Here is a 25889-nt window from a genome sequence, read left to right as displayed (position 1 = left end):
TTATCCCAATTGTAGGGGCGGGTTTTACCAACAATAATTGCCGAAAACCCATAATCTCCTAAACCCGCCCCACCCAAAGAACAATGAAAATGTACATTTTTATGGTTGCACAGAAGTCAGAATTTTATAGAACAGAATTTATCCCAATTGTAGGGGCGGGTTTTACCAACAATAATTGCCGAAAACCCATAATCTCCTAAACCCGCCCCACCCAACCAAAATTTATCCCAATTGTAGGGGCGGGTTTTACCAACAATAATTGCCGAAAACCCATAATTTCCTAAACCCGCCCCCACCCAACGAACAATGAAAATGTACATTTTTATGGTTGCACAGAAGTCAGATTTGATGTTAGTTATTGGCGGTGTACGGGCGGGTTTATATAAATTGTTTGCAATCATTAAATATTGTTGGTAAAACCCGCCCCTACGCAATTTATCGATCGCGTTCCATATCGAGCATTTGAGCTATATCGGCAGGATTTGGCAGCCGAATTGTAGCATACTCTTGGTGAAGAATATCAAAAAAACTATTGACTTTTTTCTCAAAATGTGCAAGTCTAAAGTTCTGACTGCGTTGCTGTGCACCTGCTTGAAGTTCTGCTAGCAAATCGGGATTAACAATTAGTTGATGTGAACGCTGGCAAAGTTCCTCAACGGTATTGAACACAAAGCCCGATCGCCCATGTTCGACAATTTCCGGTTGACCGCCGCCGTTGAAAACAATCGGAGCACAACTGTTGTGCATTGCTTCCACAGTCGCCATCCCGAAATGCTCAAATCTTTGAGGATTGACTTCACCCAAACCGCAGCCGTGCCAAAATATGCTCGCTCTAGCATAAAGTGATTTTACCTCATCAAAGTCAACATTGACTTTTAGCTCGATCGCCCTTGAATCTTGCTTCAATAAATTCTGAACAGTCTTTAAATAAGGATTTTTCGGAATGCTGCTGCCAACTAAAATTAGTCGCCATCCTTGAAAATCTTCGGGATAATCCGCTAGCAAACTGCGGAAAGCTTTAATTAGTTCAATTTGCTTTTTTGTTCCCCCAGCTTCAAACTGTCCCACCGCCAAAATTATGTTTTCTTTCGGCACTTTAACTGTTGCCATTTCCACGGGGGGATAAAGCAGAAAAGTTGGCTGTAGGTTCCAGCGTTTCTCCAACCACTTGACGGTAAATTGACTGTTGGCAATAATGAAAGTGTAATCATCGACAGCAAAATGACGGTTGCGGAAGGTATTGGGAAAGTGACAGAAAAATACTGAAATTGGCGATAGTGGTTTAACTTTTTCCAGTTGGTTCGCGTTGATAAAAATATCGTAGTTTTTGCTTTCTCTGGCAATTTCATCAAAGGGATTTTCCATATCTTCCACGATGATGCTGGAATCGATGCACTGCATTCCGCGTTTATCGTAAAACGCCAAGGGCATAATTTTAATTTTGCATCCTGAAAGGTTGAGTCCATACCAGGATTCTAAGTCGGAAACAGCAACTGGTTTGTTGGCGATAAAAGTAATGTCAAATTCATTTTGCAGCAGCGAGGCGAGGGTAGCGACGTATTTTTGGCCGCCGCCGATAAAATGCAGTCCGTGATCGTAAATGGCGATCGACATTTTGCGATCGCCCCGAACCACCTGTAAGCGAGACAAAATGCGATCGATCTTCAGGCGACTGTAAATCACCGCCAACTTTTCCGACAACTGTGGCAATACAGTTTCGATGATTTCTGGTTTCTGATAATCTAGAAGTTTTTTAATCGCTACAAATAAACTCTCGAACAGCAAATCGTACTGCTTGTTAGTAAAAAAATCAGAAGTATGAATTCCTTTGACTAATTGCAATGGTTCATGTTTTGCCAAATACAAAAACCTATTGCGGTTGCAGAAATACTCGGTAAGTTTGCTTCCTTTACTCGAACCCCGATATTCGTGATGGGCGATGGCGGCAGGAGTATAAAGCATTTTCCAACCGCGTTTGTGGCAGCGTTTTGCAAACTCTACATCCTCAAAATACATCACAAAATCTTCATCTATCGGTCCCACATCTTCGAGACATTCTCTGCGGAAAAGCACCGCGGCCCAACACAGCCCTTCGACTTCCCGTTCTGTATCGTACTGTCCCGCATCTTTTTCGCCAAATCCCACATCTTGCCAATAAAAATTAGGTAATTGCTGAATACCTGCGCTGTTAATTCGCCCGTCTTTAAACAACAATTTGCCGCTGGTCGCCCCTACTTCTTTATTAGTTTCTAGCCGTTTTACAAGAATCTCTAACCAGCGACTGTCAAGGGTAGCATCGTTATTTAGAAAGCCGATATATTGCCCTTTTGCTTCGCTGATGCCGAGGTTGAGGGCTTTAGCAAAGTTGTTGGCAGTATTGACAAAAATCCGAACTTTGGGAAATAGTTCGCGCAGGGAATTAACGGAATCGTCTTGAGAACAATTATCAATTACAATTAAATCTAGTTGCGATTCGGGATACGCAAGTTTTTGTAGAGATTTTAAACAATCTTTCGTGTGGCGCAGACCGTTATAGTTGACTATAATTAACGAGCATATGGGCAGTGCAGTCATTCGATTTTAGATTTTAGATTTTAGATTTTAGATTGAGGAATTGAAGGATTGAAGGATTTTTTATTTGGGATTGAATCATTGAAAATTTGAATCATTGAAAATTTGAAGGATTGAGGAATTTTCGATTTGGGATTTAGGATTTTAGATTGAGGAATTGAATAATTTTCGATTTTTGATTGAAGCATTGAAGCATTGCTCTCGGGACTGAATCGGGGGGTTGCGACCAATTTTTTTTGGGTCATCTTTGATGCTTTATTTTTGTCGATCGAGCAATTGAGCGGTAATCTTCTCTAAAATAGCAGTATGTTGCTGCTGCACTGCTTTAATTTGCTCTATTTCCGACTGAAAAGTTGCGATCGCTCTTTGTTGAGTCTCAAGCTGTGCTGTAACTTCGGGATATTCGCTGCTGAATTCCGATTCAATTTTTTCAAAGATAGTTTGTTGATTTTCTTGCAATTGTTGCAACTGTGTGCTTAATGTATGCACGACGCGGGTATTAGCAAAATTGTAAATTACTTGTCGTTCGAGTACCGGTCTGAGCAATTTTCGGACTATTTTCCTAACGACAATGACTGCGGAACCGAGTCGCCTTTGGTAAGAGGTAATGGGGATGTTATAAATGTCGAAACCCGCCTTTAAAAGGGCGATGTCTTCGTCATCTTCATTTTGGGCGATCGTACTATTTTCTATTCCCAACAGCGACGGCTCAGCAATACCAATTCGCGGCTCCAAAGTTTGCCGCAATTTATGTATTATCTGTTGAGTTGGTATTTCTTCGTACTGCAAACTTTCTTCTCCTTTAAATGTAAGTTACGCCGTGCCCACCCTTAGTGCCAGCTTAAGACTGAAACCATGTCTAAATCTGGTTTCTATCCGAGTCTCGATCCCCCTAAATCCCCCTTAAGAAGGGGAGTAGGGGTTGACTTTGAATAGTCTTGTCCCCCCCTTATTAAGGGGGGTTAGGGGGGATCGGGAAGACTGTGGAAAGAAGACAGTAGACTCGTAGTACCTTTGAGCTTAAGTTGACACAGATACATTGCTCACCTTACCTCGAATCAATCGCACAACCTTCTCCTTCCTATTTAAGCTAACTCAATTTGACTGTCATCACCAATCATAAACCGCAGAGCTTTTGGACGAGCGGGCGCATTGGTGAGTTGAGCTCGCTGCCCGATCACGCTGTCAACAATTCGCTGGTGAATGCCAAGTATTTTCGCCCCTTGTAATATTACACTGTGTTCGATATCAGCATCAATCATCGTCACGCGATCGGCAATACTGCTGTAAGGCCCGATAAAGCAGTTTTCAATGCGGCAATTTTCCCCAATTACCACTGGCCCCCGAACTGTAGAATTAATAACCTCCGTTCCTTCCCCTATTTGCACTCGCCCGATAATTTGACTTTTGGCATCTACTTTTAATTCAGTTGAAGCTACGATACGGCTATCTAAAATGATTTGGTTTGCACTCAGCAAATCGTCTTTTTTACCCGTATCCAGCCACCAGCCCTCTAAATTGCAGGCTTCTACCTGTTTTTCCTGATTCATGAGCTGTTGAATAGCGTCTGTAATTTCCAGTTCGCCGCGGGCAGAGGGTTGAATTTGATCGATCGCCTCGTGAATAGTAGGAGCAAAAAAGTAAATTCCCACCAGTGCTAAATTCGATGGCGGATCTTGTGGTTTTTCTACTAACTCCAAAACTCTGCCTTTCTCATCAACTTTTGCCACACCGAATGCAGAGGGATTGGGAACGGGACGCAGCAAAATCAGAGCGTCTAGTTTCTGCTTGTTAAAAATCTCTAAAAACGGATCTAACTGATTCTGAATTAAGTTATCTCCTAAATACATAATAAACGGAGAATCGCCCAAAAATGGTCTGGCAACTTTTACCGCATGAGCGAGCCCCGCCGGCTTTTCTTGCAAGATATAAGTAATTTTGGCCCCGAAGCGAGATCCATCTCCTGTTTTCGTCTTCACCTCTTCCCCGGTTTCGGGACTAATAATAATCCCAATATCCGTAATCCCAGCCGCCACAATTCCTTCAATTCCGTACCACAGTATCGGCTTATTTGCTACAGGAACCAACTGCTTAGCACCCGTATAGGTGAGGGGACGCAAGCGTGTTCCTTTACCGCCAGAGAGGATGAGTGCTTTCATCAGAATTATGGGTTTGAAACCCCGTCCTTCTAGGACGGCTTTACATTGAATTAAATCCCCTTGCGGGGTTGGGGAGGTATGGTTGCCTCCCCGCCGGGATATGGTTGTCCCGTTCTCCTTTCGGAGTAAAGTTAGCTTGTCGGTCAATGTTTTAAGGGCTTGTTAGGCTGAAAGCACCGTCCCAGTGACCTTAGGACTGTTTAACCCTCAGCGATAGAGCGGAAAACTAGCTTCGCATTCTCCGGTATCGTGACCCAAAAAACGTAGTCAGTTAAGACTTAGGCTGGTCAGAATGGCTTGTTAGATTTCTCCTTCAAGCCTCATGCCTTTAGGCTGAGGTTCCTGACTGGGTGAACTCTGAGTTATCCTTTAGGGTTTGCAGTGCTGGCTTGATTTGCCTGCACTTGTTCGCTCTCGTTGATTTTAAACCACCGCTACCCCGCTGGCAATAGTTGCCGTGTATCCTGATACAAATGATTTATTTTGCTCAAACTTTTATATTCCTGGAGGCACAGAGTGTCAGAAACCAGGTTTATTGCCACAGGAAGCAGTTAAAAGCTGAGGTTTTTTGTCACAAAACCCCTTTCTTAAGGTTGTGAGTGCGCCAGTCCCGATTTAATTGCGTACCCTTTTAATAGCGACCGTATCGGGCCAAAAATTGACTACCATTATTGTTTTGATTTGTCAACCAAGCCCACATCTGATCGCCCAGACAAAAATGCCACCATTCGTTAGGATGTTGCTGAAAACCCGCACCTATCATCGCATCTTTTAATATTTTCCGGCGGCGGTGATATTCCTGTTTTTGCGGCTCCTTGCTCTTACCAAAATAATCGGGATAAGAACGTTCTGATATTTCATCAATCGGAGAACCCATATCAATTTGCCGATTATTTTCATCCACTAAAGTTATATCTAAAGCTGCACCTGTACTGTGAGGGGGAGGCGTCGCGCGATCGAGGCTCGGTACTGCCCAAAATTGATATACGTGTTCTATAATCACTTGACGTTTGTCTTCGGAAACCGGAAATTCGCAGCCTTGAGCTAGGGCAATTTGATTAAAAGTATAATCTACCATAAATTGCTGGACTTCCACCGGCCGATAAGCGTCAAATATCAGAATTTTCCAATTTGGATAATTTTGCTGTAGCTGGGTTTGAGCGGCGATTAAACTATCTACAACTCCTTGCCGCAGATAGTAAGGCGAATCTGCTTTGCTATTGTGATAGGGTGCACCCAACTTTTGATAAGGGTGCGGCATTTCAAAGACAAAATGTTCTGTTGGAATTGGGACTAAAGGTTCGCCGCATTCGTCGATCGCTATTTGGTGATATGGTTTCATATCAAGGTGTTACCCTAGTTTATTATTACTGATGAACTACAATACTCGGTATATGCTTTTCACTTGATTCAGCCGCGCGACAAATAGCAAAGCAGCTAGAATATCCTCATGTTCTAAATCGTCCTAATCATCTATAATTCCTTTAGCATTCATACCAGAACTGAGTAATTCAAGAATTAACTCTACTGGATATCCGAGACGGCGAATACAGGGTTTTCCGTGACAAATATTTGGAGCGAGTGTGATGCGCTGCAAAAGCGGGTTTTCCATATTTTAGGAGCAAATATTAAATATATCCTAACCTACAGAGCGTAGCTTTCGATCGGTTTGTAGTAAGGACTTTAGTGCTTTCAATCTCCACCTAAAGTCCTTACGACCCAAAAATCCTAACTTTGGCGGTAAGCAACTACCGCATAAAATGGATCGCCGCTTGGTATTCGCAGCATTTGCATAAAACTCGGCAAGTTAGGCTTGCGAACAATTACTTCCGGCTTGCTAAATCCGGGTATATTCGCTCCTTTGACGGAATCAAAGTAACCCTTGACTAATTCTACCCGATCGCCCTCCGAACCTTCCCGCCAAGCCGCGATCGCCTTTTGATAAAACATCCGGTTGGAAAAGCTCATAATTGCTACGCCACCAGGCTTTAAAATCCGGTGAATCTCGGCAAAAACCGCATCCGGGTGCTGCAAATACTGTACCGAAACGCAGTTGACAACCGCGTCAAACTCTGCATCCGGCAGTGGCAATTTGGGATTTGCGTTCAAATTCTGCACAAAATAATGATTCAGTCTGCGATTTTTTGCCAACTCGTCTTCATTCATGCCGTGCCCTTCAACATGGGCAAATTGCATCTCGTCGGGCAAGTGAGAAACCCAACTGCTCATCATATCAAAAATCCGAGTATTCGGTTTCAGCCGTTCCCGATATAAATCGGTGAGTTGCTGAATAAATCCATCGTCTACGTGAGTCACAAACCGGGGATTGGAATAGAACAAATTGTCGTCGGTGTCGTCTAACTTGGTGCGTTGGTCGGGTGGAAGCAACATAAATTCCGATCGCGAACTAGATTTACTCTTTCTAGTTTAAGAACAATAAGAATTGTTAACATATCCGGCAGAGGGCGGATTCCCGCTTTTAGCGTAGCATTCGATCGCCAAAAAACCGACTTGCACCCTTTGGGCTTGTGGCAAGAAGACGGTTTGCCGACTTCCAGCATTGGCGACAAACTGCAACAGGTAGGCGGGAGGCTGACAGGCGCGATCGATCGCATGGAAGAAACAGGCCTAGTCCGCCGGGAGAGAGACACGCGCGATCGCCACATTTGGCTGAGACACTCTGGCGTCGTCTGCGATCCAAAAGCGATGGCTGCCGCTGTTGTCACCGAATTAGTCAGCCAACATTTCGCCAACTTCATCGAGTTGGTTCGGCTCGAACAGGCCGGTGGCGTCTGCCAGGGTCATCGGCGCGGCGGTGTCATTGGGTGTGGTTGGTCGAATCATGGTGAACTCCATCGAACTTTTTTCAACAACTACATCATGCTCGATCGCATATCCCAATCATTGCACTGACCAGTCTTCAAACCTCAATCCAGGGATTCTTTCAAAATCTCGGCGATTCCGGGTAAGTAGAATACCGCTTTTTGCAAGTGCGATCGCGGCAATCCGTAAATCTTGCGTGCCAACGCGGATTTTTTGCCGCAAAAATTCCTTATAATAATTTTCAGCATCTAGATCGAAGTCAAGCAATTCAAATTCGGTCAGATAGTTAATGGTTTTTCGCAGACTTGCATAAGCTAATATTATTTCCTCCCCTGATGTCGCTCGTCTGATACGGTTAAGTCGTCCATACATTTGCTCTTCAAATGTAACGATCGTAATGGCAATATCTTTTGGATTAACTGCCCTGACACGCTGCACTATTTGTGGATTCCCCTGCTGAAAAAGTGTGGCAGGGTCTGTATCAAATATCCACAAAGTCACTTAGCTGTTTCCTCCACCTCAATTTTATTGGTGGCTTCTGCTTCATCGAGTCGATCGTAATATTCTGCCATTTGTACATTCCTGTCGCGGCGCAGTTCTGCAATATCTTCTAGCATCTCATCAAAGTGCGGATCGTTTTTAAAGGCTCCTGCCCACTTCATTAAAGGATTTTCAGTTTGGGGAATGTCTACTGTCAGAGAGACTATTTCGACTTTTTTTAGACGCTCGGTCAACAATCGGTGCAAAATTTTTAAAGCTTCTTCTTTAGTAGATCCTGAGCTTCTGCACTCTGGCAATTCCCAAACTATTGCGCTGTAGAGGTCTTCATCGTGCTTTTCAATTAGAACTTGATAAGTTAATTGGGTTAAAGGATTCGGATTCGGGGTTAATACTGTGGCATTCATCTGTTTTTTCTGGTTGGTTATATTTGGCATTTTAACCCATTGTTTTTCAAACATCCAATTAATTCTTTTCGCAAGGCTTTCAATAGATGTCAGCAGTTCAGAAGGCCACCGCACTTAAAGCCTGCGGGATTCTAGCCTTTACCAATCATTCAAGGCTGCGATCGCAACTTCACTCTTACTCTGATTACATCTCAACCGTGAAAAATATTATTGCCAAGAAAACCCTTCTATGGTATACTAGAAGATTGTGAATATTAATCAAAAGTAAAGTAACAAGCCGGGAGAAATCAAAATGACACAGCAAACCCTGCACGGAACCAGCCGCAAAAGAAAAAGAACATCCGGTTTTCGCGCCAGAATGCGTACCGTAACCGGTCGATTGGTAATCAAAGCTCGCCGCAGCAAAGGTCGCCACCGCCTCGCAGTCTAGCACTGCATCAAGGTTGAGAGGCCTCAACGATCGCCCTACGCCATGTTGCCCGATACAAACCGACTTAAGCACCGAAAAGACTTCAGCGCCGTATACCGCAAGGGAATCCGCCGTAACTCGGCCCATTTCAGCTTAAGAGCTCTGCGTAAACCAAAAAGCGCCGAATTTGCGAAACCGACAGCCGAAAAATCCTTGCAGCCCACTCGCACAGGCATTTCCATCAGCCTGAAAGTCAGCAAACGCGCTGTAGTCCGCAACCGGATTAAGCGTCAGATTCGGGCAGCTTTGCGACAGCTATTGCCCCGATTAAAATTCGGGTGGGATTTAGTAATTGTCGTGCGTCCGATCGCACAAGAGTGCAATTATGCAGAAATTCTGCAAGAATTAGAGCAGTTGTTGGTAGAAGCCGAGGTACTAGATGGGAATTCGAGAGGAAGTATATTATGAAGGCGGCCCCGCGCCCGGAGACTTGATCCTCAATTTACTCCTGGGGCTGACTGTGGTGGGAATCCCCCTAGCAGTAGGAGCAATTGTCCGGGCTCTGTGGCTGCGGTATCGGATCACGAGCCGCCGAGTGTCCGTAACTAGCGGTTGGATGGGGGGCGAACAGACAGACGTTATCTACTCAGATATAGTCAAAATCGTCACAGTACCTCGCGGTTTCGGGACTTACGGAGACATGGTGCTCACCATGAAAAATGGCAGCCGCTTGGAACTCAGAGCTATGCCGAAATTTCGAGCAATGTATGACTACATTAACGAAAAACTGCCCGCAGCAGCTCAAAAAGCAAACGCGGCCCAAGCTAAATAACCGAACCGCTTTCACCCTGATTAGAGGCCCAATTCAGTGCGAGTATTGGCAAACTCATTAAAACAAACCCGCAGACCGGGCGGTCGATCGACGGGCAATGTCCTAAGATAGAGACAAAACCCTAAAAATTGAGGCGGCTCGCGTTAAGCGGGTAAAAATAGTTCTCAACAGCAAACATAGAGCACCTAAATTAACTCAAAGCGAATGGATTTCGGTATCTCGTTTCTCTCCAACAACCTCATGCTCCCGATCCTAGATTTTTTCTACGGGATCGTGCCAAGCTACGGTTTAGCGATCGTAGCTCTGACGCTTGTGATTCGCTTTGCTCTTTATCCTCTCAATGCAGGCTCTCTTCGCAATATGCGGCGCATGAAAGTAGCGCAGCCATTGATGAAAGAGCGAGTAGATCAAATTCAAAAACTCTATAAAGACAATCCTGCAAAACAGCAGGAGGAAATGAGCAAAGTATACAAAGAATTTGGTAATCCTCTAGCAGGATGCTTCCCGTTGGTGCTGCAAATGCCAGTGCTGTTTGCACTGTTTGCAACGCTCAGGGGTTCGCCGTTTTCTGACATAAATTACAGCGTCAACGTTCAAGTTTTGCCGAAAGAACAAATCGAAAATGTTCAACCGCAAGCTTTTGCTACACCGCCACAAAATATTTACGTCACAGGTACTTTTCATGCTCCTGTTGTGGGTGTAATTCCAGGCGGCGACAAACTCGCAGTCGGCGACACAACCAAGATTAATTTTCAAACCCCAGAGGGCAAACCTCTCAAAGTTTTAGCGGCAGAAAATAAAAGCGAAATCGACTTTGAACCGGGCTGGAAAGTCATCAAAGGCGAAGAAACTGTCAAGGTAGATGAACAGGGCAACATCACGGCATTAGCGCCCGGTGAAGCCACAGTTCAAGGCACAATCCCCGGATTGGCTAGTAACAAAGGATTCCTGTTTATTGAAGCTCTAGGTCGCGTTGGCGCGATCGACTCAGACGGTACAATCCACTGGGATATTTTGGTAATGATCCTGGGCTTCGGCATCAGTTTGTATATCAACCAAATCCTTTCAGGACAAGCACAAGGACCAAACGACAACCCCCAACAGGCTACAGTCAACAAACTGACGCCAGTCATATTTTCAGGGATGTTTTTGTTCTTCCCGCTGCCCGCCGGCGTGTTGATGTATATGCTGATTGCTAACATCTTCCAAACAGTTCAATCGTTCATTTTGTCGCGAGAACCGCTGCCGGAAAACCTGCAAAAAATAGTGGACGAAGCAGAGGCAAAAACCCAAAAAGAACAAGGATTAGATGCACTTCCATTTGAGCCCAAGCGTTCTAAGAAAAAGGCTTGATTTTAACAACAATGAAAGACTCTCAAATGCAGCGCGGACAGGCATGGTTAGAAGAATTGCTACAACTGTCCGCAATTCCTTCAAAAGTGGTATGCGAACAACAAAAAGATTGCTATTGGATGACAATAGATGAAAGCAATCTGACTCCCGAACAAGTTGCAATCTTAGTCGGGCAAAACGGTAATGTAATAGATGCCATTCAGTACCTCTGCAACACGGTTCAGAATATAGGTCAGGAAGTAGAGGAGTCAATTCCTTATACAGTTGAACTAAATGGCTATCGCATCCGCCGCCAAGAGGAATTGCGATCGATGGCAGAGTACGCAGCAGATCAAGCCCGATCGACGGGAGTTGAAGTTGAAATAAAATCGCTGTCTTCGGCAGAACGCCGTCAAGTCCACAGCTTTTTGAGCGAATGTGAGGATATAGAAACTTACAGTCAAGGACAAGAACCCGATCGGCGTTTGGTAGTGCGGCTGCGCTGACGCTAAAGAAGGAAGAAGGAAGAAGGAAGAAGGAAGAAGTTAAAAAATTAACTATTCCTTTTGACCTTTGAATTCAAGAATTAGGAAGGCGAAAGATTATGGAGACAATTTATATCCCTCATCTACTCACAAAAACTGAGCGGAAAGAGGTCATTGATTTTGAAGAATTTATCCCCGATTTAGAAACTCTTACTCCGGTGCGAGGGCGACTGCAAGTGAGTCACCAAGGGAATTATCTTGAGGTGAAGGCAAAAGCAGAAACAATTGTTACTCTCACCTGCCACAGATGCTTGAAACAATACAATCATCGTTTGGCACTCAACTCATCAGAACTAATCTGGCTAGAAGAAACAGCAAATCAAACAGATTCAAGTTCAGCAGAAATAGAAGTTGCTTTAGAAGATTTGGTGGAAAATTTGTCCCCAGGCGGCTATTTCTCTCCGGGCGATTGGGTGTACGAGCAAATGTGTTTGGAACTGCCGCACAAACAGATATGCGATACTGAATGTCCGGGAATTTCTTTAACTGATGATGCAAATACAGAAAGCACCGAAACAGTCTCAGACAGTCGCTGGGCGTCTCTGGAAGCACTTAAACGGCAATTGCCTTAGTCAGTTGGCAGTGGGCAGTTGGCAGTGGGCAGTTGGCATTAGCTAATAAGAAATAACAAAGAACAAAGAACAAATAACAAATAACCACTGACAACTAACAACTAACAACTAACCACTGACAACTGACTAATGACTATTTTTAGCGACGAGTTTGAACTACTGCTGCGATCGCGCTACCCCCTAATTTACATTCCCACACGGGAAGAAGAGCGCGTAGAAGCGGCGATCGCCCAAAGTGCCAAAAAACAAGGTTCTCGCGCCGTCTACATCTGGGATTTTGTTGATGGCTACCAAGGCAATCCCAACGATACAGGTTTTGGCAAGCGCAACCCGCTGCAAGCTTTGGAATTTCTCGAAAAATTACCCGCCACTGCGCCGGCAATTTTTATTCTGCGCGACTTTCAGCGGTTTTTGGAAGATGTCTCGATTTCCCGCAAGCTGCGGAATTTGGCGAGACTCCTCAAATCTGTGCCCAAAAATATTGTCATCATATCTCCTTTAATTTCGATCCCGGAAGACCTCAGCGAAGTGATGACAGTTTTGGAATTTCCCCTGCCTGCGGCGGCGGAAATCAAAGTTGAGGTAGAAAGGCTATTAGGGGCTACCGGACAAGCCATTGAAGGGCGTTTGCTGGACGAAACAGTGCGCTCCTGCCAAGGGTTGTCGATCGAACGAATCCGCCGAGTTTTGGCAAAGGCGATCGCCACCAGAGGCGAACTCCATTCCGACGACGCGGAACTGATTTTAGAAGAAAAGCGCCAAACAATTCGCCAAACTCAAATTCTGGATTTTTACCCAGCCCGCGAAAATATATCCGATATCGGCGGTTTGGACAATCTCAAAGAATGGCTGCTGCGGCGCGGCGGTGCTTTTTCCGATCGAGCTCGCCAATACGGTTTGCCGCATCCCAGAGGTTTGTTGTTAGTCGGAATTCAAGGAACCGGAAAATCCTTAACAGCAAAGGCGATCGCCCACCACTGGCATTTGCCTTTGCTGCGGTTGGATGTCGGGCGCTTGTTTGCCGGATTAGTCGGAGAATCGGAATCCCGCACCAGGCAAATGATTCAGCTAGCCGAAGCTTTGGCCCCCTGCGTGCTGTGGATTGACGAGATTGACAAAGCTTTTGCGGGATTAGACGGTAAAGGGGATTCCGGGACAACCAGCCGGGTGTTCGGGACATTTATTACTTGGTTGGCCGAAAAAACTTCGCCGGTGTTTGTAGTCGCAACAGCCAACAACATCCAGTCTTTGCCGCCAGAAATGCTGAGAAAAGGCAGGTTTGACGAAATATTTTTTGTGGGTTTGCCCAGCCAGGAGGAACGGCGGGCGATTTTTGAGGTACATTTGTTGCGGTTGCGATCGCACAGCATCAAAAATTACGATTTAGAGCGCTTGGCTTACGAAACTCCCGATTTTTCAGGGGCCGAAATCGAGCAAACTTTGATTGAAGCAATGCACATTGGCTTTAGCCAAAATCGAGACTTTACCACGGATGATATTTTAGAATCAGCTAGTCAGATGGTGCCCTTAGCCAGAACGGCTCAAGAGCAAATCCAGTTTCTCCAAGATTGGGCCGCGGCTGGGAAAGCTCGCCTTGCTTCTAGATACGGCAGTTTGAGCCGCCGGATTCAAGGTTAACCTTTTGAAGTCAGTAGTCAGTAGTTAGTAGCCAGTTGTCAGTTGGCAGTTACCAGATTTTACTCAACATTCAGCAGTCAACACTCAACAGTCAACTTTCTTCCCTCTGCCTTCTGCCTTCTGCCTGACATCCGTTACATCCGTTACATCCGTTACAGAATCCGTTGCCGAACTTCCCTCTTCCTTCATTTGCGGTTTTATGAACACTGTATATAGCGTTTTCAAATTTTTAGTGGGTTTTCTGCTCGCGATCGTCCTGATGGCAGGTGCTAGCGTGGCTGCTGCACTTTACTTTGCCGCTAAGCTAACTACTATCCCCGAAAAACCAGTTTTTTCCAACGACAAAACACCAGCTCAGGTTGCGGGCGCTGCGCCGAAGTCAACAGCCCAGGCTAGCCCTGTTTCTACATCTAGCGATGCCCCGTCTCCGAAACCGCTGGAACCGGGAGCTTACCGAGCTCTGGTGACTCAGCCGATCGGCTTAATTCTCCGGGATACTGGTAGCCGAGACTCGAACCGCATTGGCGGTGTTGGTTACAAGGAAAGAGTCGTAGTTTTGGAAGAGTCGCCCGACAAAGAGTGGCAGCGAATTCGGATTGAGGATGGCGATCGCGAAGGTTGGGTCAAAGGCGGCAATACTGAAAGAATTGAGGGCGAATAGGATTTAGACAAAAAATATACTCCTCTGATTGTGACGGCAGCGAAGGAATGGCAGTGTGAAAATTGTTCACCAACGCCGGTTTTTTTCCTGTCTATTGTTGCCCAAATAGCGATTTACACATTTATCACAAAAAGTCAAGTTAAATTTATTTACGATATTTGAGATTGCAGTTTGAGGCGCACAGACTGCGGGTGCGATCGCCCCCTGCAAAATCCTGAATTTGACATAAAAGCCCAGCAGACAAAAGGTTTCAATAGCTAAAAGTCAACAGAAAAACTTGAACAAACATAAGTAAAACTTATGTTTTTCAGGAGAGTATGTTAAGAAAATTAGCAAAATTTTAAGGTTAGTTGCAAAACCCAGGCTGTTGTCACTGGCGCAGAGGCAAGAATGGTAGCTTGGATAACAAGATGTAAGTTTTCAGCTTAACAGCTACCAACAATAAAAAATATGTACGACAAACGTCCCGATCGAGATTTGGCGACTGCTGCTGTTACTGCAGCTTTGGGAGCTGGGGTCGTTACCTCTTTTGCGGTGAGCAGAGGCCAAAACCCGCTAGTAGCCATCGCAATTACTATTTTTGCAGCGGGAGTAGCTGTAATTTGCGATCGGTTCGGCTTAATTTAAGCGAGCGTCGATTTTTTAATACACAGTCAACTTACGAGATGTTACACCATTCTCAATAAGCTTTTTATGAACAGGCAAGAAGCCTATTCCACAAGAAAATTCACTCTTTGTGGAACAGGCATCTTGCCTGTTCTTAAGAATGATGCAAGATGTGAGCTTATCAAAAAATCCCCGTTCTATTTGCAACTAGCAAAAGTGGGGATTTTTAGTGGCTAGTTTTTTCGTTAATCAGCGGTACTTTCCCAGACGCACTCGCCACATGAAGAAGCCGCGTTTCTTAACAAAAAACCTGCGATTTCAGGCTCTTTACCCGACAACCAATTAAGGTGATAAGAACCGGCCCGCAAGTCTTGTGGTAATTTCTGCGGCCCCCAGATAAAATATTAGCCAGCACTACCCCAGAACTTATTGTCTTTTGGCCTTAAAGGCTAAGACTATGCCTGCAAACTTTTTTGTTTAGTCTCGCGTCTCTAGAAGCAGCGATGCTATCTTGGTTGTTACCTGTAATTATTTTTGACTGTAAATTTTTTAGAAAAACGGGTGCTTCGCGCTTTCCAAGTAGAACTTAGCGTTGATAGAATCCAAGCCAAGCGTGCTAAAAATGATTTTTGGCAGTTTGCTCACACAATCCACCCACAATTTCACACTAAAAAATTATGGAATCTCTTGCTTACCTCGAACTTGCTCTTGTTTGCGAAGCACCCGCAGAGTCGAAAATTTTTGATGAGCCCAAGTGGCAAAACCTATCGAGTCAGACTTACGTCCGTTTGCTGTCTCTGGCTTTGATGCTGTCGGTTTTGAGTGCAGCCGGTTCGGCTTTTGCTCAAATAGATCCGGGATATCCAAATTTGCGCTCTGTTCAAGACAGGTTGCGGGAACTCGGTTATTTTCCCAGATCATCGACAGGTCAACTCGGCCCGGTAACAAAACAGGCGCTGACTAACTTTCAGCGAGACTATCAACTGTCGCTGACTGGTAGGCCCGATCGAGCTACTGTGATCGCACTCAACAGTTTTGCCGGGGATGACGATCGACCTTTTAATACTATTTATACAAATTATCGGGAGCTGCGTTTTGGAGACGCGGGTGCAGATGTTTCCGCACTCCAGCGCAGGTTGCAGCAGCTAGGCTACTTCAACGCGCGTCCAACAGGGAGTTTTCGCGAAGTTACTCAAAATGCGGTTAGATACTTCCAGCGAATAAATCGACTGCGGGTAACTGGAATTGCCGATAGGCAAACTTTAGCTTTGCTGTTTGGTTCCACCCGGCCAGTTCCCCCCGTTACGCTTCCAGGGGATATTTCAGGGAATGGCGGTTGCAAGGGGCTGCGGTTCGGGGACAGAGGGGCGACGGTAGACTTGATCCAGCGGCAATTAAAAGCTTTGGGCTATTTTGAAGGCGGCGTTGACGGCAAGTTTCGCGAACGCACTCTCTACGCTGTGACTCGTTTTCAGCAAGATTACAATCTGGTTTCTGACGGCTGCGCTGACACTGCTACTTTGACTGCTATCGATGCCCAGATGAGGCAAGCTCAAATTACCTCATGGACTGAGGAAGATGAGCAACAGAGTAATGCCGGAGATTTTCTGGAGTTGGGCGACAGAGGCCGACAAGTAGAATTTGTGCAGCGGCGGCTGCAAGAATTGGGTTATTACAGGAGCCAGATTCACGGTTGGTTCGATCGACCAACTCAGGCAGCTTTGATCCGCTTTCAGAGAGATAGCGGGCTGTTCGGGACTGGAAGGGTCGATCGCAGCACTCGATCGGCTTTGCGGCAAGGCAACAGGCAGGCCGCAGCGCCTGTGCCGCAGCAAATCGCCGCTGGTCTGCGACGGGGCGATACTGGGCCTGCTGTCCGACAGCTTCAGTCTGCGCTCAGAAGTCTGGGCAAAAACCCCGGCCCGGTGAACGGAGTATTTGGAGCCGAGACTGAGTTTGCGGTGCTGTCGTTTCAGCAGGAACGCAATTTGTCACCGGCGACGGGTATTGCCACTCCGGCGACTTGGGCTGCGCTCCAAAACGGATTAGCTGGGCGGCTAGCTGTTCCTGCTGTTCCAATTAGCAGCAGTTTGAACTCTCGATCGAGCATTCAGCAATTACAAAGGCGGCTGCAAGACCTCGGCTTTTACACAGGCTCGATCAGCGGAGTTTTGGATACTTCGACGAGAGATGCCCTCGATCGAGCTCAGCGCAGTTACGGGGTTAGCAGCGACGATTTGTTGAGCCAAACTTTTTAGCCCCAGGCTTGCGGACGCTACATCAAAGAAATCGGGTTTCTTGTTTCCGACTCATTCCTGAAATGATGTATTTTTCTTAAGAAACCCGGTTTCTGCGTAACTCTGATCGCACTTGGGCTACCGATTTTTGTTAAAACTTGTAACAAGTCGTACTTGAAATGCGAAAATAGTGTAATGTCACTCGATTAAATCCGGGGCGCTGCTGCCGTTCTGGGCGATCGACCTCGGACAAGACCAATTGCTGGAAACCAAAGACGGCCATCCCATCCGCAAAGCTTCGTGGCACACCGTATGAATGGTTAGCTGGCAGTCTAGCAGGTGCAACCCAGACTTTTCAGCTTGCTTCATGCCAATTTTCAAAATCGAATCGTTGTTAAATTCGATCGTTCTGTTGCACTGAACGCAGACTAGGTGGTGGTGGTGATGCGGGTAAGGCTGGTTTATTTCATAGTGTTTGTGACCTTCTGCTAATTCGAGTTCGCGGAGGAGGCTCATCCTTGCCATTAACTTTAAAGTTCGGTAAATGGTGGACAAGCTAATGTTTTCGCCGCGATTTTTTAACAAAGTGTACAAATCCTCCGCACTCAGGTGATTGCCTTTGGGGAGGTTCTGAAACACGTGCAAGATGGTTTCCCGTTGGGGAGTCATCCGCCAGCCTTTGTCATTGAGTTCGGATTTGAATGAGGACGCGGTATAAAGTGCCATAGTGACCCTCTCAAGAAAGTCTGCCTATTGACAATAATACACAACGATCGAGATATTTTGCAAATATCGCAGCTTATTGAAAAAAGATTGAGGAAAAAATTTGGTTTTTGATATTTTTTGACTTGTAACCAGCTTTATGACTGATATCAAATCCGGTAGCATCGGAATTATTCCTCTCTGTATTCTCTCCCTCTGCGTTCTCTGCGCCCTCTGCGGTTAAATCATTCCGATACAACCGGAAACGATATGAAAGCATCCAGGATACAAGCCCCCGGATTCATCTCGCGCAAGTCAATACTTCAATCTAAAATCTAAAATCTAAAATCTAAAATCTAAAATCTAAAATCGATTGACTTGCTGCAGAGGACAGAGAAGTTGTTTAGAAGTAAATATTGTTACTTCTGCCGAATGCCTCATGCCTTCTGCACAAGTGCCAAATGCCTTGATCCCTGATTAATCGCGCTGACTGACCGTCCCAATTTAAGTCAAAGACTCCAGATAGTCGCGGACGCGGTTGCGACGCTTAGGTTGGCGGAGTTTTTGCAAAGCTTTGGCTTCAATTTGACGCACTCGTTCGCGGGACAAGTCGAGGGCGCGACCGATTTCTGCCAGCGAATAGGGGTGTCCGTCACCCAAACCAAAGCGCATCAGAATTACATCTCGCTCGCGGCTGGTCAAATCTGCCAGCAGTTGCTGCAAGTCGCGGTGCAAAGCTTCTCGCATCAGCATTTCTTCTGGGGAGATGCTGTCGGTTTCGAGCAAGTCGCCCAACTCTGTATCTTTTTCGTTGCCCACTTTAGTTTCCAAAGAAACAGAACGGGGAACTCGCAGCAAAACTTCTCGGACTTGGGGCGCTGTCATGTCCAACTCGACAGCGATGTCTTCGATCGTAGCTGTCCGACCTTTTTCTTGAGAAATTTTGCGCTGGGCTTTTTTGATTTTGTTAAGTTTTTCGGTGATGTGGACGGGGAGGCGAATGGTGCGGCTTTGAGTGGCGATAGCCCGCGTAATTCCCTGCCGAATCCACCAGTAGGCATAGGTGCTAAACCGATAGCCCCGCGTCGGGTCAAACTTTTCTACAGCTCGCTCCAGTCCCAGAGTACCTTCTTGTATTAAGTCGAGCAATTCTAAACCGCGATTTTGATATTTTTTCGCCACCGAAACCACTAGGCGCAGGTTCGCCTTAATCATGTGGTCTTTAGCTTCGATGCCTTCAGCTTGAATTCTTTCGATCGCCTCCACCGTCATCTCGGCTAACTCGGCCCACTGGCGCTTGCCTTCGGACATAATTCGCTTGAGTTCTGGCACGTCACCGACACCGGCGGTTAATGCCCAGCGTTCCAGGGAAGGTTTATGTCCCAACTGTGCGGATAACCGATCGCGCACTTCTATTAAATGCACGAAGCGCCCAATTAGTCCTTCTTCCTGGGAGGCGACGGTGTTACGTAATTCCAGCAATTTGATATAGCGCTGAACTTTTTGAGCTTCCGAGACTTCTTCGTCTCTACCCAAGAGACGAACCCGACCTATTTCTTGGAGGTACAGGCGCACTAAATCTGTAGTGCGACGGCTGGCATTTTTTTGCAATTTGGCTGCTGGGTCTGCATCTTCTGTCTCTGCTGGGTCTTGGTCGAGCAGTTCGTCTCCAGCTTCTTCAGCATCTTCATCCAACACATCACCTTGCAAGGGATTGACTTGCAGTTGTTCGTCGAATTCAGCTTCAGCGTAAAAAGAGGTGGCTGGCATAGTGATTTTCTCAGTGGCTCCGGTGAAAAGATGCTACGCTTAGCGGTTATTTATAATTAAGATGCCCATTTGGTTAAGACGAAGCATCACCGCTTTGTGTTTCTTTAGTAACTTTTCTGACTTTTCTGCTGTTGTTCGATCGAACTTTTGCTGCCCCACTTGTTTTACCAAGATTCTGGAAAACGCTAAGAACTTTCTGATGTAACAGGTTGAAGGCCCGAAAAGTGTGCTTTACTTCTTTGTTTATGTAGCTAGTATAGATAGTTACTGGCTAGAAACAAGTGACGTTAGTCAGAAGTTAAGTTAATCTTCATCACCAATAAGCTGGTTCCCGATCACTTCGGAAAATTCGCCATTTTTTTAATAAAACTTTATATAACTCGGCGCTCTTGATTAAATACGCTGCAGTGAGCGCGGAAGTTTAATCCATTACAGAATATGGGTTTCAGAGTTGCTAGAGTCCCCAGTACCGAGTTATTGGCTGACGCAAAAACCGGGTTTCTCGATGTCTTTTGCGTAAGTCATGAGTTTGAGCTGGCGATCGACCGATAATTGTTTTGCTATTGGCGGCTGCTTCCGGGTTAACATCACGCCCAGAACATCCGCATCTGAAACCGGGTTTTTTGCCCAGGGCCTGCATATCAAGCGCAAGTTTTTCCTCGGTGTTACCCGGTTGATCTGGTTGTAGTGAGAATGGTGCGATCCTCTTCGAGGGCTTCGCTAACGGGCGCGAGTCATTGGTAACAAGTTAAGCTAAGAAAGCATTGTCAATCAGCAATTATGCTCAACATTTACTCGGATTTTGGGCATAAAACTGAGATATGGGCGATCGAGGAATCATGCCTCCCATGATATTTATACTTACTCCCTCTCAAATCGTAAATTTTCCACTCCTAAAAAAGCAGTTTTTTTGAGTAATATTACTGATTGACAAATGCAGTTAAGTCTTAACTTGTCACCAATGGGCGCGAGTCAACTCAAATTAAAATTGCTAGCGTGGGTAAAGTTTCATCAGTTCCCTCACCTGTTCGGCGTGATAGGAACTGCGAGTTAAGGGAGAAGCGACAACTTGCAAAAATCCCAAAGATTCGCCAAACTTTCTCCAAGCATCAAACTGTTCTGGAGGCACAAAGTTTTCGACGTTCAAGTGCTTTTGAGTCGGTTGCAGGTACTGTCCAACTGTTAAAATATCGCAGCCGACAGCCCGTAAGTCCTGCATCGCCTCCCGAATTTCGGTGTCTGTTTCTCCGAGTCCCACCATGATGCCGGATTTGGTGTAAACCCCTGGTGCGAGTTCGCGGCTTCGCTGCAATAGTTCCAAGGTGCGATCGTACTTTCCTTGCGGCCGCACCTTGCGGTAAAGTCGCTTTACGGTTTCGGTATTGTGGTTGAGTACCTCTGGCCGGGCTGCGAGAATAATTTCTAAAGCTTGCCAGTTGCCACACAAGTCGGGAATCAAAACTTCTATAGTTGTATCGGGCATCGCCGATCGCACTGCTTGAATGCACTCGACAAACTGAGACGCGCCCCCATCCGGCAAATCGTCCCGGTTGACAGAGGTAATCACGACGTGGTTGAGTTTGAGCCGCTGCACTGCTTGGGCCAATCTTTGGGGTTCTGTGGGATCTAAAGGTTGGGGCTTTTTCTCAAAATCGATGTCGCAGTAAGGACAGGCGCGGGTACAAGCCGGGCCCATAATCAAAAAAGTCGCAGTACCTGCGTTGAAGCATTCGCCGATGTTCGGACACGACGCCTCCTCGCAAACCGTATTCAGGGATAAATCCCGCAAAATTTCTTTGACGTTGCCGACGCGCTCCCACTGGGGGGCTTTAACTCGCAACCACTGGGGCTTAACTGTCACGTCTGTCTCCGCCTGAGTAGTGTTTTACAAATAATTATATACGAGGTTGCTAAATTTTTACTTGAATGTGATAAGCTTAAAATCTAGTGACTAATTTCGGGATGTAGCGCAGCTTGGTAGCGCACCTCGTTCGGGACGAGGGGGTCGCAGGTTCAAATCCTGTCATCCCGATTGCTTTTAACTCTTCACGGGTAACGGGTTTCAGATTTATTACCCTCTTGGACATTTGACTTTCCGCTCATCCTTCGCTCAGTCCGACTCTTCTAAGTAGCTGAGTATCTCCAAAACTGCTTCAAATCCTGTCATCCCGATTATAAAATTAGATTGGATATGCCCCAGCAAGTGAGTTTGTTTTGGGCGATCGTCCGGGTGTGTATATTTCTGGTACGCATAAATTAGTCGATCGGGCGATTCCCTACGGGATAGCTGCGCTTCATGGGCGTGTTAATTCCCCTTTGCTAAAAAATCAACTGTAGCCACTGTTTTGGCAGAGGGAATTATAGAATAAAACGTAAACAATCAGAGCAGCATTAGAGAGGAGAGAACAAGCCTTTGCCTTCTCCCTCTGTGATGATTTGGGACTGTGTTTAATCACAGGTACTTGCTCAATGCGGAGAACTTTGACCAAGGCTTGAAACCCGATGTAAGTATAAATACTGCCCGAATAATTCTTAAATACAAGTTCATTAAGATTTACATCTTGAGATAGATGAATTAATAGCTGAATAAGCTTATAATAGAAGTTAATTGTTACCTTGTCTAAAATTAACCCAAAAACCGGAGGATATTCCAATGCAAATAAGTGGCAAAGCCTTCGGCTCCTGCTCTCGCTGCGAAACAGTACCCGAAAAAATAGAGGGCAGGGGAGGTCTATACCTGTGGTTTCCAGTATCGCACACCCTGACCAAGGTTATTTCGGCACTGACTAAGGCTAAACTTGAATTCAAGCTTTTAGAAGAGAGCAAGTGTTTGTACGTTATGCTTGAGGGAATAGCCAAAGAAAAGTTTAACGCCCTAGCATCATCGGTGCTGACAACTCAAGAGTTGAAAGAGACAAAAGTTTTGTGGATGCCCGAAGTTGAACAGCCACAACTTAGCGATTTTTATCGCAGCACTTCCTTAGACAGTTTTATTAATTTGAGTAACTCTGATTGGCTGTTAGACTTATTGTCCGAAGAACGCATTACTACACATTTTCAGCCCATTGTTTATACCTCAGATACTTCTAAAATTTTTGCCCACGAAGCGCTGCTCCGAGGAATTGACGAGCAAGGAAACTTAATTTATCCGGGTCGGATTTTTGCCCAAGCAGAATCAGCAGGCCTAATTTTTCAACTAGATGTTTTAGCCCGGACTCGCGCTATCCGCGAAGCCAAAGTGCACAATATCAAAGAACTGCTTTTTATTAATTTTTCTCCGACTTCTGTTTACGATCCCGCTACGTGCCTGCGAAGGACAGTACAGGCTATTGATGAATCGGGAATTCCTCACAGCAATATTGTTTTTGAAGTAGCGGAATCTCAGCACCCTCCTGATATCGATCACTTGATTAATATTCTGAGGTTTTACCGAGAGGCGGGATTTTTAATTGCCCTGGACGATTTTGGCAGCGGTTCTTCTAATTTAAATTTGATGCACCAACTGCGTCCAGATTTTATTAAGTTGGATATGCAATTGATTCGCAACGTCGATCAAGATTATTATAAGGCCCTAATTACTGAAAAGATGTTAGAAATTGCCGCTCAATTAGAAATTAAAACTGTTGCTGAAGGTGTGGAAACTTTGGAGGAGTTTGAGTGGGTGCGGGAACGGGGAGCAACTTTTGTTCAAGGTTATTTGATTGCTAAGCCGACTTCGCCGCCGATCGCAGTTACGAGTTATATTGGTGCTAAAGCACTACCTATTTCTGCGTAAATGGTTTTCAGTTGCGATTTGGGGCTACATTTGCTCGTTTGCTCGTTCCCCGGCTCTGCCTGGGAACGCATATCAGGAGGCTCTGCCTCCATTAAAATGAGACAACAATTTGGAGGCAGAGCCTCCGAATCTTCATTACCAGGCAGAGCCTGGTAACGAGAAGAAATGGTTTTCAGTGGCGATTTGCTCGTCCCCAGGCTCTGCCTGGGAACGCATATCAGGAGGCTCTGCCTCCATTAAAATGAGACAACAATTTGGAGGCAGAGCCTCCGAATCTTCATTACCAGGCAGAGCCTGGTAACGAGAATTACTAGCACTTTAAACGCTCAAATTGCGCCGCAGAAACATTTCTAAGGATTCCATTCTCATGCCGTAAATTGATTCCAAGTTTTGCACTTCTTCGGGAGTGCAGAAATACTCGTTACCCAGCAATACCCGCAAAGTTCCTAAGTCTTTTTGAGCTTGAGGATTCAATAAACCCAAGGCATTTCTCAAACCGTCAAACACCATCAGTGGCGGGTTGATTACTATCGGTTCGCGCTTGAATAAGCGTGCAAAAATGCGGGGAATGTCATCCCTTGTCAGCACATCCGGGCCACCGACTCGCAGAATTTGGTTGCGTGCGCCTTCGACTGTTGCCGAGTCTGCGGCAATCTTTGCTAAGTCATCGGTACTGACAACAGAGGTGCGGTTTTTGCCGTCGCCAATCAGCAGGTAAAGTCCGGTTTCTCGAAATCTTTCTGCTAGCGGTAACAAGCTGGAAGCAAAACCGGCAGGCCGCAAGATTGTATAATTCAATCCGCTGTTTTGCAGGTATTTTTCAACTTCTCGCTTGGCTTTGAATACTGCGGAATCTTCGTATCCTCGATCGACTCCCAGTACCGAAAGAAAGACAAAGTGCTGCACTCCCGCTTCTTTGGCGCAGTCGATTAATTCTATGTTAGCGCGGTAGTGTACTGCTTGAACGTCGCCGCCGGTGCCGTGGGTGCTGATAATGTATTGCACTCCTTGGCAGGCTTTTTTAATATCTTTGTCTTGTTTTAAGTCGCCGATAAAAATCTCGGCGCCTCGGTTTTCTAGTTCTGAGTAGCGAGATGCGAGGCGAACGAATGCGCGGACAGGCTTTTCTTGCTGTCTGATTTCTCGTACAATTCGGCGGCCTAGTGCGCCTGTTGCTCCGGTTACTAAGAACATGATTTTTTGTGGTTGGTTGTTACTTACATATTGCACATTTCTCAAGAACAGGCAAGATGCCTGTTCCACAAATAGTGAGTTTTATTGTGGGGAGTAGGGGTTGGGCATCCTGCCCCTTAAGAACAGGCAAGATGCCTGTTCCACAAAGAGTTAATTTTATTGTGGTGTGGGCATCCTGTCCGCCCATCCAAGGCTTATTGAGAATGGGGCAAGATGTCAATTGTTACTAACCTTATAACTTATAAATCAAATTTCGACAATTACGGGGGCATGGTCGCTGGGTTTGATTAATTTTCTGGGAGCAATGTCTATTGTACAGTTTTTTGCTTGTTCGTACAGGGGAGGGCTGAGATAATGGTGGTCGATTCTCCAGCCGTTGTTGCGTGGAAATGCGGCGGCGCGGTAGTCCCACCAGCTATAATGGCCGCCTTCTGATGTGAATTTGCGAAAGGGGTCGTTTAATCCTAATTCTATTATTTCTGTTAGCGCGAGGCGCTCGGCGACAGACAAGCCGACGGAGTTAGCATTGGCTTTGGGATTGTGGATATCTCGATCGTCCGGGACGATGTTGAAGTCGCCGCAAATACACAATTTGGGGGATTTATCTAGTGCTATTTTGAGGTATTCTTGCAGCAGTTTGAGCCACTTTAGTTTGTACTCATATTTCTCGCTGCCGACTTCGGAACCGTTGGGAACGTATACGCAAATAATGCAAATATCGTCGATAATTCCGGCTATTAGGCGTTTTTGTTCGTCAACAATACCTGCGGTTTCGTCGCCGAGAAGGGGGGCAAATCCGGTGCTGATTTGCGTTAGGGGCGATCGGCTGAGAATGGCGACGCCGTTGTAGGATTTTTGACCGGAAATGTAGCAGTTGTAGCCGAGGTTGATGAAGGGTTCTAGGGGGAAGTCTTTGTCTGGAACTTTGGTTTCTTGGAGGCAGAGAACGTCTGGGGAGTTGGTTTGCAGCCAGCTAGTAACGTGTTCTAGGCGGGTGCGGATTGAGTTGACGTTCCAGGTGGCGATTTTCATTAATATAGTTATGTGGGGGGAACCCAAATTCGGATGACTCGGCGGTTGAAACCGCTACTACACATACAAAGTCCGCCTGCGCGGACTAATAATAAAAGCGATCGCACCTATTTTAAGCTATTTTTT

At 45.8% G+C, this 25889-nt stretch carries 25 protein-coding genes, 1 tRNA gene and 1 pseudogene; 13 read left to right on the top strand and 14 right to left on the bottom strand.

Annotated elements, in window-relative coordinates; all coding sequences use genetic code 11:
* Positions 1-116: 116 nt before the first annotated feature.
* The 7 genes from QUB12_RS20610 to QUB12_RS20580 all read right to left on the bottom strand — a co-directional run bounded on the left by QUB12_RS20610 (position 117) and on the right by QUB12_RS20580 (position 7121).
* Positions 117-320: a hypothetical protein gene (locus tag QUB12_RS20610; RefSeq protein ID WP_333308189.1), complete on the bottom strand. Its 204-nt coding sequence runs from the start codon at positions 318-320 to the stop codon at positions 117-119.
* Between the two features lie 115 nt (positions 321-435).
* Positions 436-2574 (bottom strand): glycosyltransferase, encoded by a 2139-nt coding sequence (locus tag QUB12_RS20605; RefSeq protein ID WP_333144719.1) that lies wholly within the window; start codon positions 2572-2574, stop codon positions 436-438.
* 252 nt (positions 2575-2826) lie between these two features.
* Complete coding sequence (locus QUB12_RS20600) at positions 2827-3360, bottom strand: hypothetical protein (protein WP_333144718.1); 534 nt, start codon at positions 3358-3360, stop codon at positions 2827-2829.
* A gap of 296 nt (positions 3361-3656) precedes the next feature.
* The gene (locus tag QUB12_RS20595; RefSeq protein ID WP_333144717.1) at positions 3657-4730 is read right to left on the bottom strand and encodes a glucose-1-phosphate thymidylyltransferase; all 1074 of its coding nucleotides are present in this window, start codon (positions 4728-4730) and stop codon (positions 3657-3659) included.
* A 631-nt stretch (positions 4731-5361) separates the two neighbouring features.
* Positions 5362-6072: a M15 family metallopeptidase gene (locus QUB12_RS20590; RefSeq protein ID WP_333144716.1), complete on the bottom strand. Its 711-nt coding sequence runs from the start codon at positions 6070-6072 to the stop codon at positions 5362-5364.
* A 123-nt stretch (positions 6073-6195) separates the two neighbouring features.
* The gene (locus tag QUB12_RS20585) at positions 6196-6327 is read right to left on the bottom strand and encodes a DUF433 domain-containing protein (protein ID WP_333144715.1); all 132 of its coding nucleotides are present in this window, start codon (positions 6325-6327) and stop codon (positions 6196-6198) included.
* Positions 6328-6458: 131 nt separating this feature from the next.
* Complete coding sequence (locus tag QUB12_RS20580) at positions 6459-7121, bottom strand: class I SAM-dependent methyltransferase (RefSeq protein WP_333144714.1); 663 nt, start codon at positions 7119-7121, stop codon at positions 6459-6461.
* Here QUB12_RS20580 and QUB12_RS20575 point away from each other — a divergent pair.
* Positions 7101-7643, top strand: a complete 543-nt coding sequence (locus tag QUB12_RS20575; protein ID WP_333308187.1) for a MarR family transcriptional regulator — start codon at positions 7101-7103, stop codon at positions 7641-7643. The two genes, QUB12_RS20580 and QUB12_RS20575, sit on opposite strands and share 21 nt — an antisense overlap.
* On the opposite strand, the gene QUB12_RS20570 is transcribed toward QUB12_RS20575, so the two are convergent.
* Both QUB12_RS20570 and QUB12_RS20565 read right to left on the bottom strand, forming a co-directional pair.
* Positions 7632-8054 carry a type II toxin-antitoxin system VapC family toxin gene (locus QUB12_RS20570; protein WP_333144712.1) on the bottom strand — a complete coding sequence of 141 codons (423 nt, stop codon included), beginning with the start codon at positions 8052-8054 and terminating at the stop codon, positions 7632-7634. The two genes, QUB12_RS20575 and QUB12_RS20570, sit on opposite strands and share 12 nt — an antisense overlap.
* Entirely contained in the window at positions 8051-8488 is a 438-nt protein-coding gene (locus QUB12_RS20565; RefSeq protein ID WP_333308185.1) for a type II toxin-antitoxin system HicB family antitoxin, read from the bottom strand. The genes QUB12_RS20570 and QUB12_RS20565 overlap by 4 nt, the downstream gene beginning before the upstream one ends.
* Positions 8489-8750: 262 nt before the next feature.
* Between QUB12_RS20565 and rpmH the strand changes: the two genes are divergently transcribed.
* The 10 genes from rpmH to QUB12_RS20515 all read left to right on the top strand — a co-directional run bounded on the left by rpmH (position 8751) and on the right by QUB12_RS20515 (position 17311).
* Positions 8751-8888: a 50S ribosomal protein L34 gene (gene rpmH / locus QUB12_RS20560; protein WP_015174196.1), complete on the top strand. Its 138-nt coding sequence runs from the start codon at positions 8751-8753 to the stop codon at positions 8886-8888.
* A 42-nt stretch (positions 8889-8930) separates the two neighbouring features.
* Entirely contained in the window at positions 8931-9335 is a 405-nt protein-coding gene (rnpA, locus tag QUB12_RS20555) for a ribonuclease P protein component (RefSeq protein ID WP_333144710.1), read from the top strand.
* Positions 9307-9699, top strand: a complete 393-nt coding sequence (locus QUB12_RS20550) for a PH domain-containing protein (RefSeq protein WP_333057957.1) — start codon at positions 9307-9309, stop codon at positions 9697-9699. Before rnpA ends, QUB12_RS20550 begins: the two co-directional genes overlap by 29 nt.
* A 204-nt stretch (positions 9700-9903) precedes the next feature.
* Positions 9904-11052, top strand: coding sequence for a membrane protein insertase YidC (gene yidC / locus QUB12_RS20545; protein ID WP_333144709.1), 1149 nt, complete (start codon positions 9904-9906; stop codon positions 11050-11052).
* 11 nt (positions 11053-11063) lie between these two features.
* Complete coding sequence (locus tag QUB12_RS20540; RefSeq protein WP_333144708.1) at positions 11064-11537, top strand: R3H domain-containing nucleic acid-binding protein; 474 nt, start codon at positions 11064-11066, stop codon at positions 11535-11537.
* 98 nt (positions 11538-11635) lie between these two features.
* Complete coding sequence (locus QUB12_RS20535; RefSeq protein ID WP_333144707.1) at positions 11636-12148, top strand: YceD family protein; 513 nt, start codon at positions 11636-11638, stop codon at positions 12146-12148.
* A gap of 129 nt (positions 12149-12277) precedes the next feature.
* Positions 12278-13786 carry an AAA family ATPase gene (locus QUB12_RS20530; protein WP_333144706.1) on the top strand — a complete coding sequence of 503 codons (1509 nt, stop codon included), beginning with the start codon at positions 12278-12280 and terminating at the stop codon, positions 13784-13786.
* A gap of 199 nt (positions 13787-13985) precedes the next feature.
* Complete coding sequence (locus QUB12_RS20525) at positions 13986-14447, top strand: SH3 domain-containing protein (RefSeq protein WP_333144705.1); 462 nt, start codon at positions 13986-13988, stop codon at positions 14445-14447.
* 450 nt (positions 14448-14897) lie between these two features.
* Positions 14898-15074, top strand: coding sequence for a hypothetical protein (locus QUB12_RS20520; protein WP_242724391.1), 177 nt, complete (start codon positions 14898-14900; stop codon positions 15072-15074).
* 656 nt (positions 15075-15730) lie between these two features.
* Complete coding sequence (locus QUB12_RS20515) at positions 15731-17311, top strand: peptidoglycan-binding protein (protein ID WP_333144704.1); 1581 nt, start codon at positions 15731-15733, stop codon at positions 17309-17311.
* Positions 17312-17488: 177 nt separating this feature from the next.
* Here QUB12_RS20515 and QUB12_RS20510 read toward each other — a convergent pair whose 3' ends face one another.
* The 3 genes and pseudogenes from QUB12_RS20510 to lipA form a co-directional block, all read right to left on the bottom strand.
* Complete coding sequence (locus QUB12_RS20510) at positions 17489-18016, bottom strand: transcriptional repressor (protein WP_333144703.1); 528 nt, start codon at positions 18014-18016, stop codon at positions 17489-17491.
* A 480-nt stretch (positions 18017-18496) separates the two neighbouring features.
* Positions 18497-19762: an RNA polymerase sigma factor SigC gene (gene sigC / locus QUB12_RS20505; RefSeq protein ID WP_333144702.1), complete on the bottom strand. Its 1266-nt coding sequence runs from the start codon at positions 19760-19762 to the stop codon at positions 18497-18499.
* A gap of 991 nt (positions 19763-20753) precedes the next feature.
* A pseudogene (gene lipA, locus QUB12_RS20500) lies at positions 20754-21629 on the bottom strand (lipoyl synthase); the annotation flags it as partial.
* A gap of 91 nt (positions 21630-21720) precedes the next feature.
* Between lipA and QUB12_RS20495 the strand changes: the two are divergent.
* A tRNA-Pro gene (locus tag QUB12_RS20495) sits at positions 21721-21794 on the top strand.
* A 621-nt stretch (positions 21795-22415) separates the two neighbouring features.
* Entirely contained in the window at positions 22416-23537 is a 1122-nt protein-coding gene (locus QUB12_RS20490) for an EAL domain-containing protein (protein ID WP_333308183.1), read from the top strand.
* Between the two features lie 318 nt (positions 23538-23855).
* On the opposite strand, the gene QUB12_RS20485 is transcribed toward QUB12_RS20490, so the two are convergent.
* Together QUB12_RS20485 and xth are read right to left on the bottom strand one after the other, a co-directional pair.
* Entirely contained in the window at positions 23856-24731 is an 876-nt protein-coding gene (locus tag QUB12_RS20485; protein WP_333308180.1) for an SDR family oxidoreductase, read from the bottom strand.
* Between the two features lie 246 nt (positions 24732-24977).
* A complete protein-coding gene (gene xth, locus QUB12_RS20480) occupies positions 24978-25763 on the bottom strand; it encodes an exodeoxyribonuclease III (protein WP_333308179.1) in 786 nt (261 codons plus the stop codon).
* Positions 25764-25889: the final 126 nt, after the last annotated feature.

It is taken from the genome of Microcoleus sp. B7-D4, from assembly GCF_036705125.1.
Classification (GTDB): Bacteria; Cyanobacteriota; Cyanobacteriia; order Cyanobacteriales; family Microcoleaceae; genus Microcoleus.
Note: the sequence above shows the minus strand (reverse complement) of the source record. Positions and strands in the feature narration are given on the sequence as shown.

What these genes read in the sequence shown, in the direction of transcription:
- QUB12_RS20610 (WP_333308189.1), bottom strand. Translation starts at nt 320, where the DNA reads ATGTACATTTTCATTGTTCGTTGGGTGGGGGCGGGTTTAGGAAATTAT.
- QUB12_RS20605 (WP_333144719.1), bottom strand. Translation starts at nt 2,574, where the DNA reads ATGACTGCACTGCCCATATGCTCGTTAATTATAGTCAACTATAACGGT.
- QUB12_RS20595 (WP_333144717.1), bottom strand. Translation starts at nt 4,730, where the DNA reads ATGAAAGCACTCATCCTCTCTGGCGGTAAAGGAACACGCTTGCGTCCC.
- QUB12_RS20590 (WP_333144716.1), bottom strand. Translation starts at nt 6,072, where the DNA reads ATGAAACCATATCACCAAATAGCGATCGACGAATGCGGCGAACCTTTA.
- QUB12_RS20580 (WP_333144714.1), bottom strand. Translation starts at nt 7,121, where the DNA reads ATGTTGCTTCCACCCGACCAACGCACCAAGTTAGACGACACCGACGAC.
- QUB12_RS20565 (WP_333308185.1), bottom strand. Translation starts at nt 8,488, where the DNA reads ATGCCAAATATAACCAACCAGAAAAAACAGATGAATGCCACAGTATTA.
- rpmH (WP_015174196.1), top strand. Translation starts at nt 8,751, where the DNA reads ATGACACAGCAAACCCTGCACGGAACCAGCCGCAAAAGAAAAAGAACA.
- rnpA (WP_333144710.1), top strand. Translation starts at nt 8,931, where the DNA reads ATGTTGCCCGATACAAACCGACTTAAGCACCGAAAAGACTTCAGCGCC.
- QUB12_RS20550 (WP_333057957.1), top strand. Translation starts at nt 9,307, where the DNA reads ATGGGAATTCGAGAGGAAGTATATTATGAAGGCGGCCCCGCGCCCGGA.
- yidC (WP_333144709.1), top strand. Translation starts at nt 9,904, where the DNA reads ATGGATTTCGGTATCTCGTTTCTCTCCAACAACCTCATGCTCCCGATC.
- QUB12_RS20540 (WP_333144708.1), top strand. Translation starts at nt 11,064, where the DNA reads ATGAAAGACTCTCAAATGCAGCGCGGACAGGCATGGTTAGAAGAATTG.
- QUB12_RS20535 (WP_333144707.1), top strand. Translation starts at nt 11,636, where the DNA reads ATGGAGACAATTTATATCCCTCATCTACTCACAAAAACTGAGCGGAAA.
- QUB12_RS20530 (WP_333144706.1), top strand. Translation starts at nt 12,278, where the DNA reads ATGACTATTTTTAGCGACGAGTTTGAACTACTGCTGCGATCGCGCTAC.
- QUB12_RS20525 (WP_333144705.1), top strand. Translation starts at nt 13,986, where the DNA reads ATGAACACTGTATATAGCGTTTTCAAATTTTTAGTGGGTTTTCTGCTC.
- QUB12_RS20520 (WP_242724391.1), top strand. Translation starts at nt 14,898, where the DNA reads ATGTACGACAAACGTCCCGATCGAGATTTGGCGACTGCTGCTGTTACT.
- QUB12_RS20515 (WP_333144704.1), top strand. Translation starts at nt 15,731, where the DNA reads ATGGAATCTCTTGCTTACCTCGAACTTGCTCTTGTTTGCGAAGCACCC.
- QUB12_RS20510 (WP_333144703.1), bottom strand. Translation starts at nt 18,016, where the DNA reads ATGGCACTTTATACCGCGTCCTCATTCAAATCCGAACTCAATGACAAA.
- sigC (WP_333144702.1), bottom strand. Translation starts at nt 19,762, where the DNA reads ATGCCAGCCACCTCTTTTTACGCTGAAGCTGAATTCGACGAACAACTG.
- QUB12_RS20490 (WP_333308183.1), top strand. Translation starts at nt 22,416, where the DNA reads ATGCAAATAAGTGGCAAAGCCTTCGGCTCCTGCTCTCGCTGCGAAACA.
- QUB12_RS20485 (WP_333308180.1), bottom strand. Translation starts at nt 24,731, where the DNA reads ATGTTCTTAGTAACCGGAGCAACAGGCGCACTAGGCCGCCGAATTGTA.
- xth (WP_333308179.1), bottom strand. Translation starts at nt 25,763, where the DNA reads ATGAAAATCGCCACCTGGAACGTCAACTCAATCCGCACCCGCCTAGAA.